This window comes from Corynebacterium sp. ACRPF (assembly GCF_022347395.1).
Taxonomy (GTDB): Bacteria; Actinomycetota; Actinomycetes; order Mycobacteriales; family Mycobacteriaceae; genus Corynebacterium; species Corynebacterium tuberculostearicum_D.
This window is the reverse complement of the sequence record NZ_JAKRNB010000004.1, coordinates 111452-125459: the sequence shown is the minus strand read 5'-3', so window position 1 is coordinate 125459 and position 14008 is coordinate 111452. Positions and strand designations below refer to the sequence as shown.

The 14008-nt window shown below is 63.2% G+C and carries 13 protein-coding genes; 9 read left to right on the top strand and 4 right to left on the bottom strand.

The window, feature by feature from the left end:
* Positions 1 to 234: 234 nt before the first annotated feature.
* Positions 235 to 1254, top strand: a complete 1020-nt coding sequence (locus MHX61_RS03120; RefSeq protein WP_239192482.1) for an LLM class flavin-dependent oxidoreductase — start codon at positions 235 to 237, stop codon at positions 1252 to 1254.
* On the opposite strand, the gene MHX61_RS03115 is transcribed toward MHX61_RS03120, so the two are convergent.
* The gene (locus MHX61_RS03115; RefSeq protein ID WP_239192479.1) at positions 1251 to 1787 is read right to left on the bottom strand and encodes a hypothetical protein; all 537 of its coding nucleotides are present in this window, start codon (positions 1785 to 1787) and stop codon (positions 1251 to 1253) included. The genes MHX61_RS03120 and MHX61_RS03115 overlap by 4 nt on opposite strands.
* A gap of 204 nt (positions 1788 to 1991) precedes the next feature.
* On the opposite strand from MHX61_RS03115, the gene MHX61_RS03110 reads away from it, so the two are divergent.
* The 6 genes from MHX61_RS03110 to MHX61_RS03085 all read left to right on the top strand — a co-directional run bounded on the left by MHX61_RS03110 (position 1992) and on the right by MHX61_RS03085 (position 9372).
* Positions 1992 to 2756, top strand: a complete 765-nt coding sequence (locus tag MHX61_RS03110) for a GntR family transcriptional regulator (RefSeq protein WP_239192476.1) — start codon at positions 1992 to 1994, stop codon at positions 2754 to 2756.
* A gap of 39 nt (positions 2757 to 2795) precedes the next feature.
* Positions 2796 to 4376, top strand: coding sequence for an ABC transporter substrate-binding protein (locus MHX61_RS03105; RefSeq protein WP_239192473.1), 1581 nt, complete (start codon positions 2796 to 2798; stop codon positions 4374 to 4376).
* Entirely contained in the window at positions 4373 to 5341 is a 969-nt protein-coding gene (locus MHX61_RS03100) for an ABC transporter permease (RefSeq protein ID WP_239192468.1), read from the top strand. Before MHX61_RS03105 ends, MHX61_RS03100 begins: the two co-directional genes overlap by 4 nt.
* Entirely contained in the window at positions 5341 to 6162 is an 822-nt protein-coding gene (locus tag MHX61_RS03095; RefSeq protein ID WP_239192464.1) for an ABC transporter permease, read from the top strand. The genes MHX61_RS03100 and MHX61_RS03095 overlap by 1 nt, the downstream gene beginning before the upstream one ends.
* The gene (locus MHX61_RS03090) at positions 6159 to 7613 is read left to right on the top strand and encodes an ABC transporter ATP-binding protein (RefSeq protein ID WP_239192459.1); all 1455 of its coding nucleotides are present in this window, start codon (positions 6159 to 6161) and stop codon (positions 7611 to 7613) included. Before MHX61_RS03095 ends, MHX61_RS03090 begins: the two co-directional genes overlap by 4 nt.
* Before the next feature lie 67 nt (positions 7614 to 7680).
* Positions 7681 to 9372, top strand: coding sequence for an FUSC family protein (locus MHX61_RS03085; RefSeq protein WP_239192456.1), 1692 nt, complete (start codon positions 7681 to 7683; stop codon positions 9370 to 9372).
* Here MHX61_RS03085 and thpR read toward each other — a convergent pair.
* The 3 genes from thpR to MHX61_RS03075 all read right to left on the bottom strand — a co-directional run bounded on the left by thpR (position 9369) and on the right by MHX61_RS03075 (position 11517).
* Entirely contained in the window at positions 9369 to 9911 is a 543-nt protein-coding gene (gene thpR / locus MHX61_RS03080; protein ID WP_239192453.1) for an RNA 2',3'-cyclic phosphodiesterase, read from the bottom strand. The genes MHX61_RS03085 and thpR overlap by 4 nt on opposite strands.
* A 3-nt stretch (positions 9912 to 9914) precedes the next feature.
* Positions 9915 to 10037 (bottom strand): hypothetical protein, encoded by a 123-nt coding sequence (locus tag MHX61_RS11295; RefSeq protein ID WP_255342548.1) that lies wholly within the window; start codon positions 10035 to 10037, stop codon positions 9915 to 9917.
* Between the two features lie 85 nt (positions 10038 to 10122).
* Entirely contained in the window at positions 10123 to 11517 is a 1395-nt protein-coding gene (locus MHX61_RS03075; RefSeq protein WP_239192448.1) for a YeeE/YedE thiosulfate transporter family protein, read from the bottom strand.
* Between the two features lie 275 nt (positions 11518 to 11792).
* Here MHX61_RS03075 and MHX61_RS03070 point away from each other — a divergent pair, with 275 nt between their 5' ends.
* Both MHX61_RS03070 and MHX61_RS03065 read left to right on the top strand, forming a co-directional pair.
* Positions 11793 to 13625: a BCCT family transporter gene (locus tag MHX61_RS03070; RefSeq protein ID WP_239192444.1), complete on the top strand. Its 1833-nt coding sequence runs from the start codon at positions 11793 to 11795 to the stop codon at positions 13623 to 13625.
* Positions 13625 to 14005, top strand: coding sequence for a hypothetical protein (locus MHX61_RS03065; RefSeq protein WP_239192441.1), 381 nt, complete (start codon positions 13625 to 13627; stop codon positions 14003 to 14005). The genes MHX61_RS03070 and MHX61_RS03065 overlap by 1 nt, the downstream gene beginning before the upstream one ends.
* Positions 14006 to 14008 lie beyond the last annotated feature (3 nt).

Sequence of the window (14008 nt, the reverse complement as noted above, 5' to 3'; positions counted from 1 at the left end):
GCCAACCAAGGCAACTAAGCCACGACGATCCGATTCAGACAACGAATGAAACGGGCCAACAACCCCAGACACAACAACACCCTCCTAAGGGAAAGTGTTGCAACGACCCTCTGAACTCAAGGTTCTCCACTCCACACTGCCGTATCGCCCCCGACCGGAATAGTCGAGCGGCGCGTACCGTTGGAAGGAGAGAACTTATAGAGCACCTACCGAAGCAAAGGAAGGCCCTCCACCGTGACCGAACGCGCGCATCTTTCCGTCTTGGACTTCTGCACCATCTATGAGGGCGAAACTCCAGCACAGTCCATCGCCCGCTCCGTGCAATTGGCACAGGAAGCAGAGAAACTGGGCTACTCCCGCATGTGGTACACCGAGCACCACAATATGAAGTCCATCATGTCCTCTTCCCCGGCCGTGCTCATCGCGCACATCGGTGCGAAAACAGAGCGCATCCGCTTGGGCTCCGGCGGCGTGATGCTGCCCAACCACTCCCCTTATGTCATCGCCGAGCAATTCGGCACCTTGGAGGAGATGTACCCCGAGCGCATTGACTTGGGCGTGGGCCGCGCCCCCGGCACGGACATGAATACCCTGGGCCGTGCCCTGCGCCGCGACGCCCACTCTGCCGAGCGCTTCCCCGAAGACGTCAAGGAGCTCAACTCCTACCTCGAGGGCAAGTCCTATATCCCTGGAGTCAGCGCCATTCCAGGCGCGAATACCAACGTGCCTATCTATATTTTGGGCTCGTCCATGTTCGGCGCCTCGCTGGCCGCCAAGCTCGGCCTGCCTTATGCCTTTGCCTCCCACTTCGCCCCGCAGCACCTCGAGCAGGCCACCACCTACTACCGCGAGCACTTCCAGCCTTCCGAGCGCTTTAGCAAGCCCTATGTCATCGCCGGCGTCAACGTCACTGCCGCCGATACCACCCAAGAGGCACAGGAAGAATACGAGCGCGTGTGCTTCAATCGCGTCAAGGCCTTCGCCGGCCGCGGCAAGCACCTCACCGACGAGCAGGTAGAGCAGATCATCGGCTCGTACCAGGGCCAGCAGATCCTAGACATGCTGAAGTACTCCGCCGTCGGCACCGCCGATGAGGTGGCCAACTACCTCGATACCTTCCAGGAGCACGCCAAGGCCGATGAGCTCATGGTCTCGCTGCAGTCCAGCTCGCACGAGGAAGTAATCAAGAATATGCAGCTGCTCGCGCAGGGCTGGCAGCTCGATCCGGCACGCGTTGCCGGCACCCCGAGCTAGTCTTCGGCCCGCACCTGGCCCAGGTGGTCAATGGGAACGCCGGGGAACCGTTCCCGGAGCTTTCCCTCGAGTTCCCGCGGGCCCAGGTTCGCCTGCTCCGGCAGGCGGGCCGAATACCGTTGGGCCTCGTCCAAGGTAGAAACGCGCACCCCGCCTGGAATCAGGGCGAGGAAATTCTGACCCAACTCGAGCGAATAGAACTGCACGCGCTCTAGTTCAGAGGCGGCGAAACTGATCCGCTGGTGGGGCAAGGAAATCTCCTCGCCGATCCGCAGCACCGGACGCGCCCGGCGCCGCACGGAGGCCACCACCGCCAGCATGGCGCACAGCGCCCCGCCTAGGGGCATGAGCGCGGCAATGAGATAAACGGAATGCAGGCGCGTATCGGCCGGTTCCTGCAACGCCGAGTAGATAAGCACCCCACCGATAACCAGCAGCGCGATGGCGATGATGATCGCCACCGCTACCGCCTTGCCTAGGCGCGCGCTGCCGCTGGCAGCGCGTACTTCAATCGTTTCGGTGCTCTCGTCCACGGTCACATAGCCTAGCGTGCTCGCCTAGCATCTCGGTGCTGGTCGGACGGCGCGTGGCCTTTTCCTTTGCCTTCTCCCCTCGGCCGGGCGGGGATCAAATGCGCAGTAGCGTTATTGCATTAGCGCGCCTTTGCAAAATGGAATAACATTACTGTGCTTCGCTCCGCTGGGAAAGGCCCCGGAGAAACTAAGGACAAAGGTTGAATGAGCCCACGCGATAAACAGCAGCATCAGAAGATCGCTTATTACCTGCGAGAACAGATCAGCTCCGGCGTGCTGCAACCAGGCGATTTCCTGCCTAGTGAAGCAGACTTGTGCGAGAAGTTTTCTTCCTCCCGCGGACCCGTGCGCCAAGCCGTTGCAGCTTTGCGGGCCGAAGGGCTAGTGTCCTCAGGCCGCGGGCGCCGCTCCACCGTTTTGGCCTCGACCCAGGCAGAGCTTTTTGAATCGATTTACTCCATTTCCAGCTGGCTGAGCGAATATGACGTGGATCCGCAACAGCACACCCTCTGGTTAGCTCGCCGCCGCGCTCCGCGAGACATCACCCGCTTTCTGCGCGTAGACCCAGAACAAAATGTCGTCTTTGTCCACCGCGTGCGCTATGCCGAAGACCACCCCATTGCCATCGAGCGCATGTATTTCCCCATGGTGGTGGGAAAGCACATCCTGGACTTCGATGCGGATGCCGGATCCATTCATGCGCACCTGCGCGATTGCGGCGTGGACTTTGATAATGTGCGCCGCGAACTCACGTTGGAAGAAGCCAATGCCGAGGATGCTGAAGCGCTTGGCGTGGCTACGGGTACCCCGCTGTGGCGGCTGCAGATGGAGATTTCCAACCACTCCGGCGAGCCGGTGGAATTGGCGGTCTATCTCTACCGCGCGGACCGCATGAAGCTGGCGATGAATAGCGTGCGCGGGGGCGTTTCACCCCTAGAAGTTATCCCCACTCCGGGAAATTTTGCATAAGTTTCACGGCAGCTAAACCCACCGGCTACCCTGCTTTCTATGAGAAGATTTCGCGCCAGTAGGGCGCTGGGCAGCCTCGCCATGGCGGCCGCTGTAGGAACCCTCTCGGCGTGTTCCGCGGGCCATACCGCGGTGGTTGATACCACCCAGGCAGACAGCGACGCCGCACCTTCTGCCCTCACCGTAGCTTCCACCTCTGCGGCCACCTCGCTGGATTTCACCACCACCGGTGGCGCCGCCATCCCCGCCGTGCTTATGGACAACGTGTACGAGACCCTCGTGCGCATCGATGAAGACGGCTCCATTACCCCAGGACTTGCCACTTCGTGGGATATCAGCGACGATGCCCGAACCTATACCTTCCACCTGCGCGACGGCGTCACCTTTTCCAATGGCGATGCCTTTAACGCTGAGACCGCCGCCTTTTCCATTAACTACGTGCGCGAGAAGTGGACCAACGGTATCTCTGCGGCCATGGATCCGGTAGACACGACCACGGCAGTAGACGATCACACGCTTAAGGTGCGCCTCAAGCAGCCGTCCAATGGCTGGCTGTGGTCCATGGGTACGGCCACCGGCGCGATGATGACGCCCCACGGCATGGATAACCTCGCCGCCCAGCCGGTGGGAACCGGCCCCTATGAGGTTTCCCGCTTTGCGCCCTCGGAATTCGTAGAGCTGCACGTTCGCGACGGTTATTGGGGAAAGCCCGCCGCACAGGATGTCACGGTGCGCTATTTCCCGGATACCATCTCCTCGGTCAATGCGCTGCAGGCCGGCGGCGTGGACGTGGTCTGGGGCGTGCAGAACCCGGAGCTTCTTGATGACGTCAAAGAGGGCATCGCTACCGAGGTCGGCACCACCAATGGTGAGGTGCTGTTGTCCATGAATAATGCCCGCGCGCCTTTCGACGATCCACGGGTGCGCCAGGCCGTGGCCTATGCCGTGGACCGCTCGGCGGCCAATGACATTTTGTGGAATGGGATGGCTAAAGACACCGGCGGCGCGCCGATCCCGCCAACGGATCCGTGGTTCGAGGACAAGCACTACTACGACTACGATCCAGACAAGGCCCGCCAACTGCTCGCGGAGGCCGGCGCGGAAGGCGCCGAAATTGCGCTGACCACGCCGACGCTGCCCTACGCCCAGACCGTCGCCGAGCTGCTGTACTCGCAGCTTACTGAGGTTGGTTTTAAGGTGACGCTGGAATCCGCCGAGTTCCCAGCCGTGTGGCTAGGCCAGGTCATGGGCGCGAAAGACTATCAGATGTCGCTCATCTCCCACGTGGAGCCGCGCGATGTGCCCACCTTGTTCGGCGATCCGGACTATTACCTCAACTACGATTCCCCGCGCACCCGCGAGCTTTTGGCCCAGGCCGATTCCGCCCCCGAGAAGGACTACCCCAAGCTCATGGCGCAGGCCGTGGACCAGATCATGGCGGATGCGGGCGCGCTGACGCTCATGAATATGCCCAATATCGTGCTCACTCGCGCCGGCGTGCGCGGGCTTCACCCAGATCAGGTCACCGACGCGCTCATACTGCGCGACCTGACCTCTGCCGACGCGGACCCGGACGCTAAAACCACCTCCGCAGAAAACACCGAAAAGGAGGCCCGATGAGTTCCCTTCGCACCACGGGGCGCGCCATCGTGCGCCCGTTGCTGCGCTTCGCGTTGACGCTCTTTGTAGCCTCCATCATCATTTTTGCGCTCATGCGCGCGGTGCCGGGCAACCCGGCGCGGGTGGCGCTGGGGGTGAATGCGACCGAAGAGGCCGTCGGCAAGCTGAGCTCCGAACTGGGGCTGGACCGCCCGCTGCTTACGCAGTATTGGGAGTGGGTAAAGGGCCTATTTACCGGCAGTTTTGGGCAGTCTTTGTCCTCGCAGCAGGATATTACCCCGCTGGTGTTAGACCGCGCCCAGGTCACGCTCATCCTCATTGGCCTGGCGATGTTGCTTGCGCTGGCCGGGGCCATCCCGATGGGCATGTGGCTGGCGCTGCGCAACCGTACCCGCGGCGCGGATGTGGTGTCGGCCGGCACACAGCTGGGCATTGCGGTGCCAAGCTTCCTCCTCGGCATCATTCTGGTGGCCATCTTTGCCGTCCATCTAGGCTGGCTGCCGGCCAATGGGTGGGTGCCACCGAACCAGGGCGCGGGCGAGTTTATCCGCCACCTTATTTTGCCGGTCATTGCGCTGGCCGTGGTGCAGGGTGCGATGCTGACGCGCTATGTGCGCTCAGCGGTGCTTGATGTGCTGCATCAAGACTATATCCGCACCGCCCGTGCGCTCGGCCAGTCCCCGTGGGAGGCGCTCAAGCGCCATGGCCTGCGCAATGCGGCGCTGCCAGTGCTTACCGTGGCCGGCGTGCAGCTGACCACGATGGTCGTAGGCGCTGTAGTAATTGAGTCCGTCTTTGTCATCCCCGGTATTGGTTCCATGCTTTTGGACGCGGTATCGGTGCGCGATCTGACCACGGTGCAAACCCTGGTCATGCTCCTCGTTGCCTTCGCCTTGGTGGTCAATGCCTTAACGGATGTGGCCTACCGATTCATCGATCCGCGCATCACGGCAGGTGAAAAGTAATGAAGCTGCGTTTTTCTGGCTGGCTGGGAGCCTTCCTCGTCGCCGCCACGGTGCTGGTGGCGCTACTTTCACTGGTGTGGACGCCGTATGACCCGACGCTGGCGCACCCGGATGTGCGCCTTGCCGGTCCCAGCGCCGAGCATCTCCTGGGCACGGACCGCTTTGGGCGCGATACCGCCTCCCGCATCATGGCGGGCGCCCAGATTACGGTCTTCGTCGGGCTTGTGGCGGTGGACATCGCCGCCCTCGTGGGCGTGCCCTTGGGCATCCTCGCCGGCATGCGCCGCGGCAGGTGGGCCGATGCGCTGGTGATGCGCGGCGCGGATCTACTGCTTGCCTTCCCCGCGCTGTTGTTGGCGATCATTGCCGGCGCGGTGTGGGGCCCTTCGACGCTGACGGCCATGATTGCCATCGGCATCGCCGGCATTCCCTCCTTTGCCCGCGTGGCGCGTTCGGGCACGCTGCAGGTTATCACGCAGGACTTTATTTCCTCCGCGCGCATTTCCGCGGTTCCAGGCTGGAAGGTGGCGCTGCGCCATATCCTGCCTAATATTGCGGGCCTGCTCATCGTCCAGGCCTCCGTCTACTTCGCCCTCGCCATCCTGGCCGAGGCCGGCCTGTCCTACCTCGGCCTGGGCACTGCCCCACCGGCGGCCTCGTGGGGCCGGATGCTGCAAGATTCCCAGTCGCTGCTGGGCACCGCTCCCCTGCAGGCCTTCTGGCCTGGCCTTGCCATTGCTGCAACGGTGCTGGGCTTTAACCTGCTTGGCGACGCCCTCCGTGACCTCCTCGATCCCCGCCTGAAAGGATCCGCGCGATGAGCCTGCTCCACGTAGATAACCTGACGGTTACCGCCACCGGGTCCACCACTGCCCTACTCGGCCCCATTAATATCGAGCTCGCGGCCGGCGAGAAGCTCGGCATCATTGGTGAATCCGGCTCCGGCAAGTCCCTCACGGCGCTATCCATCATGGGCCTTCTGCCCGATGGGGTGCGGGCGAGCGGCTCCGTCACCGTGGATGGGACCGAGGTGATCGGCGCGCGCGATGCCCGCATCCGCCCCTTGCGCGGGTCCACCATGGCGATGGTCTTCCAAGAGCCGATGAGCGCGCTGGATCCGCTCATGCGCATCGGCACGCAGCTCTCCCAGGCCGGGGTGCGCGATTGCGCGGCCGCGCTCGACGAGGTGGACCTAGCCGCCGATGTCGCCTCCCGATTCCCGCATCAGCTCTCCGGCGGGCAGCGCCAGCGCGTGCTCATCGCCATGGCCATGGCCGGGCGCCCCGATCTGCTCATCTGCGATGAACCAACCACCGCGCTGGATGCCACCACCCAAGATGGCGTGCTGCGCGTCATTGAGCGGGTCACCAAGGCCCACGGCACCGCTCTGATCTTTATCACCCATGACCTGGGCGTAATCCGCCGCATGTGCCCCAACGTCTTGGTCATGCACCAGGGCGCGGTGGTGGAATCCGGTCCCACCGAGCGCGTACTTGTCCACCCCGAGCATCCCTATACCCGCACGCTCATCGCCTCCTCGCGGCCGCCGGAGCTGAGCCTTTCTCCGGCCACGGCGGAAGATGCGCTGGTGACGCTACGCGGGGTCAGCAAGGTCCACGGCGCACATGCCGCGCTCGATGGTATCGACCTGCGCGTGCACCACGGCGAGCGCCTCGGCATCGTGGGCGGCTCCGGCTCGGGCAAGACCAGCCTGCTCAAGCTCATCGCCGGGCTCGACCAGCCCACGAGTGGTGACATCGACGTCCGCGGCCGCGTGCAGATGGTCTTCCAAGACCCACAAGGCTCGCTCAACCCGCGCCTGAAAATCTGGAAATCCATCGCAGAGGCCATCCCCGGCAGCCCCAGCAAGGCCGACAAGCGCGCTCGCGCTGCGGCCGCGCTTGAGGAGGTCGGGCTGCCTGCCGAGAGCCTCGATCGCTTCCCGCACGAGTTCTCCGGCGGCCAGCGCCAACGCATCTCCATCGCCCGCGCGCTGTGCGGCGAGCCGGATATCTTGCTGGCCGATGAAGCCGTCTCTGCCCTCGATATGTCGGTGCGCGCCCAGGTGCTGGAGCTATTGGCGGGGGTCATCGCCAAGCGCAAGCTCACCCTGCTCTTTGTCACCCACGATCTCGCGGTGGTGCGCCACCTATGCGATAGCGTTGCGGTCCTTGACCGCGGCCGGCTCATCGAGCACGGAGCAACCGATACCGTATGGTCCTCGCCCAGCACGGACTACACGCGCCGGCTCATCGCGGCCGCCGACATGTAAAGCGGGTGGCTTCGGGCGTAAGGTAGTCGGGTCAGATAACTCCGCCGAGAAAGGATCCTGCTGCTCCGTGGCCACCCAGCTTGACTATCCCATCCCGCAGCGCCCCAGCACCACCCAGTTGCTCACCGCGTTTAATAGCGCCTCGGTGCGCTGGCCCAGTGCCCTGCGCGCGGGCTTGGCGATTCTCATTCCCGGCGCCATCGCGCTGCTTACCGGCCATGACTACGCCATCCTGCTCATTTCCACCGGCGCGTTCACCGTCATCTTTGGCGAGGGCCACCCCTATCGCACCCGCCCGCGGGTCATGCTCACCGCCGGCACCGCACTCATTACCGTCGCGGCCGTGGGCGTGCTGGTAGGCCACCTCATCTTTGCGCCTGGCCACGGCCATTGGTGGCTGCTGCTGGCGGGCCTGTACACCACGGCATTGGCTGCCGTGTGCGGCTTTGCCCAAAATGCCCTGCGCTTGCCGCCGCCGGGCACCTTCTTCTTGGTCATGGTCGGCGGCGGTTCGGTGATGCTTGCGCGCACCGATGTCACCGTGGGCCAGCTGCTCTTTTGGGCGCTGACCGGCATGGTAGCCAGCCTCGTGCTCGGCATGGCGCCGGCCCTGATTGATGCCCACGGCCCCGAGCGCCGCGCGGTTGCCGCACTGGAAAAGGCCGCGGCCGCATTCCAGGATGACCGCGACGATTCCTTGGCCCGCCACCACCAGGCGCAGACCGCGCTCTTTGCTGCCTGGCAGGCGCTTTCCGACGCCCACATTATCCGCGGCGGCCGCATCATCGACTCCCAGGGCGCCCACCTAGTGGAGCGCACCCTCGCAGCCCAGCACACCATCGTGGCGCATAACCGCGCCTTGGATTTGGGCGCCGATTCGGATCAGCTCACCGATCATGTCACCGACGTCGATCCGGATCGCACCGCCATCCCCCACACCCGCCCCACCGGCCGCTACCGCTTGTATCGCGCCGCGGTGCGGGATTCGCATGCCATGGTCACCACCCAAAAGGTTGTCCTCTCCGCGGCCATTACCGTGCTCGTGGGTCTCTCCCTCGGCTTCGACCGCCCGGACTGGGGCGTGGTCTCTGCTTTCCTCATGCTGCAATGGGGACCCGATCACGTGCCAGGCACCGTCCGCGGCATCCACCGCATGCTTGGCTCTGTCGTCGGCGTACTGCTGTTTTCTATCCTCCATTACTTTGGCATTCAAGGGTGGACGCTCCTGCTCGCGCTGGCCGCGTGCCAATTCTGTGCCGAAATCTTCGTGGCCAAGAACTACGCCATCTGCGTTATCTTCTCCACCCCGCTCGCCCTCCTCATGGGCAATTCCGCCACCCGTCCCCTGTGGCCCACCATCCAGGCTCGCTGCGGCGAAATCATCTTGTCCATCCTCATCGCCACCGCGGTGCTGTGGCTGTGGCAGCGCAGCGCCCCCGTTCGCAATCAGGCCCGCCTGCAGGTCCGCGCGATGGAGTCCATGGCCACCCTGCTCGGTCTGCTCTTTGTCAATACCCCAGATGCCGTACTGTCCGCGCGCCGCGACCTGCAATACGAGCTGCTCTCGGAGCGCCGCGCCATCCAGTCCCTCGCCGTGGATAACCCCGATGCCGTGCGCCAATTCTGGGCACGTCACATTGCCGTACAACACGCCGGCTACTTCCTGCTAGATTTCTGCACCACCCACCCAGACCGCACCGCTACCCGCGCGGAGCTCGACTCCTTGGTGCACGAAGTCCGTACGGCCCACGCCGCTTAAAACAGCGGATACTCCTCCATCACCTCGTAGCGTGGGCCCCCACCACGACCCTCACCCAGGTGGGATTGCATCAAGCACAGGCGGTCGGCGCGAAAATCCGGTCCCCGATACACCGATAACGCGCGCACATAATCCGCCAGCGCCCACGGCTCACGGGTCCGCCGACCAGCGCGCGCGACGGTGAGGTGGGGGCGGTGGTGGCTAAAGGGGACGTCGGCAAGCTGGCACTCCGCCATCAACTCCCGCACACCGCGCGCCTGCCCGCCGACGCCCACCCATAGCGTGCGCTGCTCAAAGCTCCCCGCCCCGCTCAGGTGCACATCCAACGCCGCGCGCCCAGCCACCGCGTGGGCTAGGTGCTCGCGCACCGCCGCGGCATCATTGGGCTGCTCTCCATAAAACGCCATGGTCACATGCCAATTATCCGGATCCGTCCAACGCAGCTCATTAGTAGTTGCCGCATGGATGGGCCGCAGCGTATGCACCAAATGCTCGCGCGCGGCGGCCGAGGGCAATAGCGCAGCAAAGACGCGGATCATGGCCTAGCTGGCATAGACGTTGAGGCGCAGTTCCGCGTCCAGCAGGTGTTCTTCCTCGCGCTCAAAGACGGCGAAGGCATGCAAAATATCCGCAACAGCGGTGGAATTATCATCAAACTCGGGCATGCAATAACTTCTTTCAAACCACAAAGGAGGCACAAGAATCACGCTCGATTCTTCTGCCTCCACATAGTAGCTGACAATGATGTAATTATCCGCCCTTGACCACCGTGACCTGCCAACCAGCATCGCCCGAGCGATGGAAATCACGAATCTCATGGCCCTCATCGGCCGCCCACTGCGGAATGGATTCGGTGGCCTGGGTGCAGTCAAAGTCAATGACAAGCGCCTCGCCAGTCTCCAGCTCCGCCATGACCTGCTTGGCCTCAATCAACGGGAACGGGCACACCGCGCCGAGGGTATCGAGCGCATAGTGTCCGCCGCCCAGCGCGCGGGCCTTGTTCTTAACCTGCGGCTTGGTCTTGAGCGCTACCGCCCCGGTGGCAGTGGCGAAGCTCGGCAGCACCTTATCCTCGGCGGAGACCACCGAGTTATCCACGGATTCCTCGGTGGAGTAGGTCTGCGGCTGCTGCGGCTCACGGCTCTGCGCGTTCTTCGGCTTGAGCCACAGGCGCGCGCCCGCGCCGACGCCCAGGGCCATAAAGAACAGCGATACCCAGCCCTGGAAGCTAAACAGGGAGGTCTCCACCATGCCATTGCCCACGGTGCAGCCGCCGGCTAGTGACGCGCCTACGCCCATCATGATGCCGCCCCAAATAGCGCGGGTCGCGGTCTGCGCATCGGGCACGCGCACGCGGAACTCACCGGCGGACTTGGCGGCGATAAAAGCGCCCACCAGCAGGCCAATAACCAACAGGGTGCCCCAGTTCATACGCGCGGAATCGCCGGTGGCGGTCCAGCGGACGATGTCCGCGGTCGGCGTGGTGATGCCGAGGCCGCCGTTGCGGCCAGCGTTGGCCGAAAGCACAAAGCCCACCGTGCCGATGATGCCCACAGCAACCGCCGCGATATTCATGTTCAACGGCTTGGCGTACCACGGCTGGCCCAGGTCCACCTTCGGGCGGCCGGCGTCCTTGGCGCGGTAGTGGCGCCACAGCAGGAAGGTCACGACCCACAGGACCGCCACCAGGATCCACGGTGAAATGTGCAGCGCGCCGTGGATGGTGGTGACCGGGAGGCTCCACTGCTTGAACCAGGCATTGGCGCCGGACAGCGGGCCGGACTTCATGGCTGCGGCCGAAAGCCCATAAAACAGCAGCGCAATCCACGAGCCGACCAGGCCCTCTGCCGAGCGGTACCACGTGCCGGCCGCGCAACCGCCGGACAAGATGATGCCGAGGCCAAAGATGAAGCCGCCCACGATGACGGCTACCGGCTTGAAATCGCTAATCTCCGGCGAAAGCACGCCCGTGCCTGTCAACAGAGTCAGGCCAAAGGCATGCACCGAAATCAAAATGAGCAGGGCGGTAAAGCCGCGCCACGTTTTATTGAGGAAAATATCGCGCAGCATGCCGGTTACGCAGAAGCGCCCGCGCTGCAGCACGGCACCGAAGACGATGCCGGTGAGAAGTCCGGTAATAATCACTATTTCTCCTTGCATCGAGTTAAGGGCTTCAGCCTACGACACCTAAGACAGAATTGTCTATGTCCACTGCACAACCCTGTTTCATAGTGTGTCATTTATGCACTACATTTGCGGTTTTTGCAGCGGTGCAGGACAATAAGAGAACCGTCTAGTAAGGCAGGGACAAACCTCTGCCGTGTAAGGAACTCGTGAACTCCTCTCGATCCGCCCGCGCGTATAAACGTTCCCTTGAACCAAGTGACAAGGGCAGCGCCGTGGGCTTGTACCCCCATAACATGCACCCAGGGCTTGTGCCCGGCATCAGCGTCGAAGACCAGCGCAATAAGTTTGGCCTGGATAAGCCGCTGTTTTTCATCACCGCCATCCTCATCGTTGCCTTCATTATCTGGGGCGTCCTCATGCCCGATAGCGTGGCCAGCGCCTCCTCCTCCGCCTTTGGCTGGGCCATTACCAACGCCGGCTGGCTGCTCAATATCACCATGATGCTGGCCATTGTCACCATGGCCTATATCGGCTGCTCCCGGTTGGGTCGCATCAAGCTCGGCACCGATGACGAGGAGCCCGAGTTCAGCTACTTCAGCTGGGTAGCCATGATGTTCGGCGCCGGCATCGGCGTGGGCATCTTCTTCTATGGCCCGTCCGAGCCGCTCTCGCACTACCTCACCCCGCCGCCGCACACGGTGGAGGGCAATACCGTCGAGGCCCTGCACCAAGCCATGGCCCAGGCCCACTACCACTGGGGTATATCCCCGTGGGCGGCCTACGCGCTGGTCGGCGCGGCGATTGCCTATTCCTCCTACCGCCGCGGGCGCGTGCCCTTGGTCTCTTCCATCTTCAAGCCGCTTTTCGGCTCCCGCGATACGGATGGGCCAGTGGGCAAGCTTATCGACGTCCTCGCGCTCATCGCCACCCTCTTCGGCACCGCCGCCACCCTGGGCCTATCCGCCATCCAGATCGGTGAAGGCGTCACCATCATCCGCGGTGCGGGCACCATGACCAATACCGCGCTCATCATCATTATCGCCGTGCTCGGCTGCGCGTTTATCCTTTCTGCAGTCTCCGGCGTGGCGCGCGGCGTGCGCTACCTATCCAATATCAATATCTCGCTGACGTTGGGTCTGGTGGTCTTCGTCTTCCTCGTCGGCCCCACCCTGCTCTTGCTCAACCTCATCCCGGCCGGCATTGTCACCTACATCGATCAGCTTCTGCCGATGATGGCCAAGGGGTTGTCCTGGGGCGATGAGACCATCGAGTTCCAGTCTTACTGGACCGCCTTCTACTGGGCCTGGTGGATTGCCTGGACGCCGTTCGTCGGCCTCTTTGTCGCCCGTATCTCCCGCGGCCGCACCATCCGGGAATTTACTGCCGTCACGGTATTCGCACCTACCACCATCCTCATCCTCGCCTTTACCATCTTTGGCGGCACCGCGATTTCCTTTAACCGCGAAGGCATCGCCGGCTTCGACGGCGAATCCTCTAATGAGCAGGTGCTCTTCGCCATGTTCCAGGATCTGCCTTTAGGCTCCATCACGCCCTATATCCTGCTGGTGGTGCTGGCCGTCTTCTTCGTTACCTCGGCAGATTCGGCCTCCGTGGTGATGGGAACGATGTCCTCCAAGGGTGATCCCACCCCGAATAAACTCGTGGTCATCTTCTGGGGCGTGTGCATGATGGGTATCGCCATCGTCATGCTGCTGACCGGCGGCGAAGACGTATTGACCGGCCTGCAGAACCTCACCATCCTCGCCGCCCTCCCCTTCTGCGTGGTCCTCTTGGCCATGATGGTGGCCTTCATTCGCGACCTGCGCTCGGACCCGATGTTTATCCGCCGCACCTACGCCCGCACGGCGATGGACAACGCGGTCATGCGCGGCATCGAAGAGCATGGCGATGACTTCGAGTTCACCGTTCAGCATGCCGAGGGAGACCGCGGCGCCGGCCACGATTTCGATTCCTCCGCCGAGCGCTATACCGAGTGGTACCAGCGCACCGATGAGGAAGGCGAAAACGTCGACTACGACTTCGATACCGGAGTCTGGTCCGACGGCTACGACCCCAAGCACGATAAGAACCACCCCGACTTTGAGGGTGAAAAGAAGGAGAAATAATGGGCATTCCAGACGACGTCGTCCTCGACGGTTATACCCTCATCGAGCAACACGCAATCGACCACGAGTTCCTGCTGCGCGGCTCTCCGCTGGGCACCGAAACTCCCCTCCTCTTCGCCCTGACCATTGCGGGCGTCCTGCTGGTTGCGGCAAGCTTCTTCCTGCGCGGTGGCGCGCGGGTGGCAGCCGGCCTGGTGGGCGCGATCCTGGCGCTTTCCAAGCTGTGGTGGATGCCCTTCGCGCTATGGCAGCAGTTCGATGACGGCCAAGTATTCGGCTACACGCTCAAATACTTCCCGCAGTACTGGCCGGTAGCCTCCCTTATCGTCGGCGTCATCGCGCTGGTGGGACTGGCCTCGGCCATTTTCCGCCGGCCCTAGCCA

Coding starts and splice junctions, on each gene's coding strand:
- MHX61_RS03065 (WP_239192441.1), top strand. CDS start 13,625: ATGGGCATTCCAGACGACGTCGTCCTCGACGGTTATACCCTCATCGAG.
- MHX61_RS03100 (WP_239192468.1), top strand. CDS start 4,373: ATGAGTTCCCTTCGCACCACGGGGCGCGCCATCGTGCGCCCGTTGCTG.
- MHX61_RS03090 (WP_239192459.1), top strand. CDS start 6,159: ATGAGCCTGCTCCACGTAGATAACCTGACGGTTACCGCCACCGGGTCC.
- MHX61_RS03105 (WP_239192473.1), top strand. CDS start 2,796: ATGAGAAGATTTCGCGCCAGTAGGGCGCTGGGCAGCCTCGCCATGGCG.
- thpR (WP_239192453.1), bottom strand. CDS start 9,911: ATGATCCGCGTCTTTGCTGCGCTATTGCCCTCGGCCGCCGCGCGCGAG.
- MHX61_RS03095 (WP_239192464.1), top strand. CDS start 5,341: ATGAAGCTGCGTTTTTCTGGCTGGCTGGGAGCCTTCCTCGTCGCCGCC.
- MHX61_RS03110 (WP_239192476.1), top strand. CDS start 1,992: ATGAGCCCACGCGATAAACAGCAGCATCAGAAGATCGCTTATTACCTG.
- MHX61_RS03070 (WP_239192444.1), top strand. CDS start 11,793: ATGCACCCAGGGCTTGTGCCCGGCATCAGCGTCGAAGACCAGCGCAAT.
- MHX61_RS11295 (WP_255342548.1), bottom strand. CDS start 10,037: ATGCCCGAGTTTGATGATAATTCCACCGCTGTTGCGGATATTTTGCAT.